Here is a 4,302-nt window from a genome sequence, read left to right as displayed (position 1 = left end):
ACATCCTGCGACTGGGAAGACACCCCAGCATCCTCACACCGCCGACGCCCTTGCACCCACAGAACTAACGAAAAACTCAGTATTACATGGCGGCCTTCCGCATTACATGGCGGCCTTCCGCGCGGCGGCCTCCGCGAACGAGGGCACCGTGGCCGCGAACACCCTCTCCTTCTGGGCGATCCTGCGCTACTCGAACGGTGACCCGACGGGGGCGGCGGACCTGGCCACTGACGCGCTCGGCCGCACCCGGCGCACCGGTTTACCCTGCATGGAGGCCATGCTGCACGCCCGCCTCTCGCGCGCCCACGCCCGCGCCGGCGACGAACGTGCCTGCCACCGCGCCCAAGGTGCCGCCTTCGACGCCTACGACCGCGCCCGTGACCGCTCCCCGGACCAGGACCCGCCGTGCGTGTACTGGGTGGACCTGGGCGAGTTGCACAGTTGGGCGGCCAGCAACGCCATGAACCTGAATCACCCCCGCAAGGCCCTGACCCACTACGAGTCCATCCCCGCTGCCCACCGCTCCGAGGGCTACGACAGCCAGGCATACCCGCGCGCCGCAGCCCTCCGCCTCACCCGCACTGCCGAAGCCCACATCGCCGTGGGCGACCTCGACGGCGCGCTGGAGAGCGCCCACCAGGCCGTGGACCACCTCGGCGGCGTCACCTCAGCCCGGGGCACCTCCACTCTCACCGGTCTGCGCACCCAGCTCGCCGCCCACCGATCGGTGCCCGCCGTCAGCGAGTTCTTGGACCGCACAGCATGATTGTGCTGGGGGAGCACTCACGCCGAGGGTGTTCTTGCCCGGGCGACGGGCGATGAGAGCTCCCCCTTCAGGATGGCGGCCTCCGATCCCGCACGGTGGAGTCAGGCGGGCGCGAGGGACGATCACTACGTCTACGTAAGCGTGGCCGATCAGTACGTGGATCGGCCGCAGCGCGGCAGGTGCGAAGATCCTCCAACTGTTCGTCAGGGGGTTCGGGAGGGTACGCCCTCGTCCACATCAGGCGAGCATGCCGGTCCGATACGGCCTAGACCGAGAGCGAGGGGCCGCCGGGAACATCGTCGGGTCGAAGGCGGTGGTGCGGTTGGCGCCTCGGTCGATCTCAACGACGCGTGCCGTAGAGAAGGTGGTCCCGGTGGCCGAGGCCCTCTTCCACCGGTGGTCAGGTCCGGCCCTTGACGTACCGGAACCACACGAGTGCCTCGTACTTGCCCCAGTTGAGGACCTCGTAGCCGTAGTCGTTCTTGCGCACGAGCGTGACCGACTTCTCGTCCTTGTTCTCGAAGTTGGTGTAGTCCCCCTCGATGGTTTCGTGGGCGATGAAGTCGTCGCACCAGGCTTCGACGAACAGCGCGACGATGGCCAGGACGATGCCGACGGCAGCCTGAATCTGCGCCTTCTTCTTGCTGGGGTCCTTGATCCCCCCGATCAGCTTCTCGCTGATCTCGTTCGCCTTCTCCTTGATCTTCTCCAGGACCTTGCTCTTGCCGTGGTCTTCCTCCCAGCCCTCCAGAATCGCGATGAACGACTTCATCTTCGGCGCCGGCGGATACTTGTCCGGGTCGAAGAGGCCATCGGCGTAATGCAGGTGGTCGTACCTCTGAGTGACACCGTCGGTGAAGTTCTCGACGGTCTCCGACATGGTGGTCTCGTTGACGCCCCGGTCGACCACCGAGTGAAGGACGAAGTACACCTCGTCCGTCCCCGCCTCTCCGACGGTGTGGTGGTGGCACGTCGCTGTCTCGATCTGGACGAGGGCGGCGTGGTAGTAGCCGCCCTTGGGCATGGCCGCCCGGTACTCGCCGTCACCGGTGGGAAGAACCTGGCTCCAGCCGAACCGCTGGACGTCCCGGGCCGACGGCAGCTTCGGGGCACCCCCGCTCACACCGGGCGTGATCACGTTGGGAAGCTCGCTGATCACATCCCAGTACTTGGGAAGGTCCCGGGCGGCGTCGGCGTAGCTGTAGGACGAGTCGGCGTCGAGCTCGGATGTGTCCTGGGGGAAGAGCGCCGCGCTCTGCCCGGCATCCAGAGCGGCGAAAGCCCGGCCCCACCCCGCGACCTCGTCCTGGCTGGTACCGGCGAGTTTCACGAGGTCGACCAGGTCCGACTCCAGATCCGACAGTGACCCGCCCTCGCTCCTCTTGCGGCAGGCGTTCAGCAGCACCGGCGTGAGGAGGTTGACCGAACTGTTGGAGGCCAGACGCGCACCCAGCAGCCGTTCATTGCGCGCGCCACGCTCTTCACGGGTCTCCCCCTCCGTCGGCCCCAGGTCCTCTTCGCTGGGCATGGAGCGGGCACTTTCCGCCGCGGCATCAAAAGCGCTGCGCAACATCGCGGTACTGAGAGCCATGAGAGGGGAGCTCCGATCGGGGCATAGGCGTTGTCGTCACTCAGCACCCTTCACCCCGGCCGGAAGCGCCAACCGCCTCCCGCCCGAACATCACCCCTGTGAGTCCGTACCGTCCCCCGTCATCGGGGGTGGTGCATGGGGGGGCGGGGTAGGCCGTACGGGGCGTGCTGTCAGCCGTCGTAGTCGCTCCAGATGCGGCCGTCGTCATCGACCTCGGCGCGACGGGTCTCCGCCCGTCGTCGATCGCCCCGTTCATGACGACCTCGACATCGTCCTCCACGTCGATCCACCGACGCGCTCGGCCTCCTGCTCGCGGTGCTGGTCACTGCGGGTCGGCGTGCAGGACTCCGTGGCGGGCACCCCATTGCTCGGCCAGGTCGCTGCCGAACAGCCCGGCCTGCGCAAGGTCCGGGTCGACGGCGGTTACCGCAAGCACTTCGTTGAGCACGCTGCCGCTCTCGGCATCGACATGGAAATCACCGTCCGCACTCCCGGGGCCAGGGGCTTCCCTCCGGACCCCCGAAGCGGTGGGCCATCGAGCAGGCCTGCGGCTGGCTGATGCTGCGCCGCCACCTGGCTCGGGCGATCCGGTTCGGCTTGGCGGCCGACGCTGCCTGAGCCAGTTCGACGGGCGGGCCCCGGCTGCCACGGGGGTGGACACTGGCTATCTGCCCAGTCCGCTCACACCGATTACCGAGCCCCACAAGACTGTCGTCTCGGAACCAATTCGGGGCAATCTGCACGGGTCGTCGTCCGCACTTTGAAGTTCCTCCCGGGGGTGGCGCGTGTGCACCTTGCAGTGGGAGCGGGTGAGCGCGGTACACGTGGTCTGTCCGTGTGCTGGCAGTGAGTTCTGTTCGTGGGCGGGGTGGTGTGGCGGTGACGCGTGAAATGGCGTACAGATCCCGTGGATGTCGGTCCGGTTCGGTGGTGTGCGTGGCTGCGGGGGTGTTGCTCCTGACCGCGTGCGATTCGGGTGAGGCAACCGGAGGTGGCTCGTCGAACATGTCGTCCGCGACGTCCACCGCGTCGGCCTCGTCTCCGCCGTCGCGCGGGTCGCTGCTGGAGGTGGCACGTCAGCGGGCCACGGAGGCGTACTTGGGGATGTGGCGGGATACTGCCGAGGCGGGCAGGACCTCGGACTGGCGCTCTCCGAAGTTGTCACGGCATGCGAAGGGCGACGCGCTCGCGGCGATATCCCGTGGAATGTATGCGGACCACCGCAACGGGCTCGTCTCCAAAGGGAAGCCGGAGAACTCGCCGGAAGTGACTTCCGTCGCCCCGAAGAGCGGTCCGAGCACGGTGATGATCTCTGACTGCGGCGATTCCACACACTGGCTGAAGTACCGGACCGACAACGGTGAGCTCGCGGACGATGAGCCCGGCGGGCGACGCGCGATCACGGCCGAGGTCAAGAAGCAGACCGATGGCAGGTGGAAGGTCATCCGTTTCGCTGTCGAGGGGGTCGGCTCATGCTGAAGCGCGAGGCGGTCCTTGCCAGTCTCGCACTGATGGCCGTGATCGGGAGCGCGGGTCCTGCCCTGGCTGACGATGGGTGGGGATCAGTCGACTGCACCCAGAACCCGTACCCGGGATGCGAATTGGGCGCTGGGAAGAAGGGGGAGCGGGGTGCTGGCCCGTCCGCCGGAGGAACCGGCGGTTCCCCGGGCGGGGAAAGCGGGAGCCGCAGCGGTGGCGGACCGCGCGGTGGTGAGGACTCGGAGAGCTCCAACCCTGATGCACGCCGTGCGAACTGTTCCTACCAGCGCAGTGACTACGAGCCACCCTCGGATCTGCAACCCGCCGCTTACGGCGCACCACGAGAGCCACGGTTCCCGACGACGCAGGCTGCGGTTGCCCACTTACTGAGTTTTTCGTTAGTTCTGTGGTGGTTAGGGATGGATTGTCAGTCGGGTGTGGGTGAGGAAGGACCACGGGAGGTGTT

Annotated in this window: 3 protein-coding genes and 1 pseudogene; 3 read left to right on the top strand and 1 reads right to left on the bottom strand. The window is 67.4% G+C overall.

Going from position 1 to position 4,302, the window contains the following annotated elements:
• The first annotated feature begins 148 nt into the window (after positions 1-148).
• Complete coding sequence (locus tag ACYVOO_RS09005; RefSeq protein ID WP_461015102.1) at positions 149-766, top strand: hypothetical protein; 618 nt, start codon at positions 149-151, stop codon at positions 764-766.
• 400 nt (positions 767-1,166) lie between these two features.
• Here ACYVOO_RS09005 and ACYVOO_RS09000 read toward each other — a convergent pair whose 3' ends face one another.
• On the bottom strand, positions 1,167-2,294 hold the full coding sequence (locus ACYVOO_RS09000; RefSeq protein WP_461015101.1) for a hypothetical protein: 1,128 nt from the start codon (positions 2,292-2,294) through the stop codon (positions 1,167-1,169).
• 351 nt (positions 2,295-2,645) lie between these two features.
• Here ACYVOO_RS09000 and ACYVOO_RS08995 point away from each other — a divergent pair.
• Both ACYVOO_RS08995 and ACYVOO_RS08990 read left to right on the top strand, forming a co-directional pair.
• Positions 2,646-2,939 (top strand): annotated as a pseudogene (locus tag ACYVOO_RS08995) (IS5 family transposase); the annotation flags it as partial.
• Between the two features lie 423 nt (positions 2,940-3,362).
• On the top strand, positions 3,363-3,836 hold the full coding sequence (locus tag ACYVOO_RS08990; RefSeq protein WP_461015100.1) for a hypothetical protein: 474 nt from the start codon (positions 3,363-3,365) through the stop codon (positions 3,834-3,836).
• Positions 3,837-4,302: the final 466 nt, after the last annotated feature.

The organism is Streptomyces daliensis, from assembly GCF_054782395.1.
This window is presented reverse-complemented; position numbering and strand designations above follow the sequence as displayed.

Bases quoted from the DNA above. Each gene is read 5' to 3' on its own strand.
- ACYVOO_RS09000 (WP_461015101.1), bottom strand. From the start codon at position 2,294: ATGCCCAGCGAAGAGGACCTGGGGCCGACGGAGGGGGAGACCCGTGAA.
- ACYVOO_RS08990 (WP_461015100.1), top strand. From the start codon at position 3,363: ATGTCGTCCGCGACGTCCACCGCGTCGGCCTCGTCTCCGCCGTCGCGC.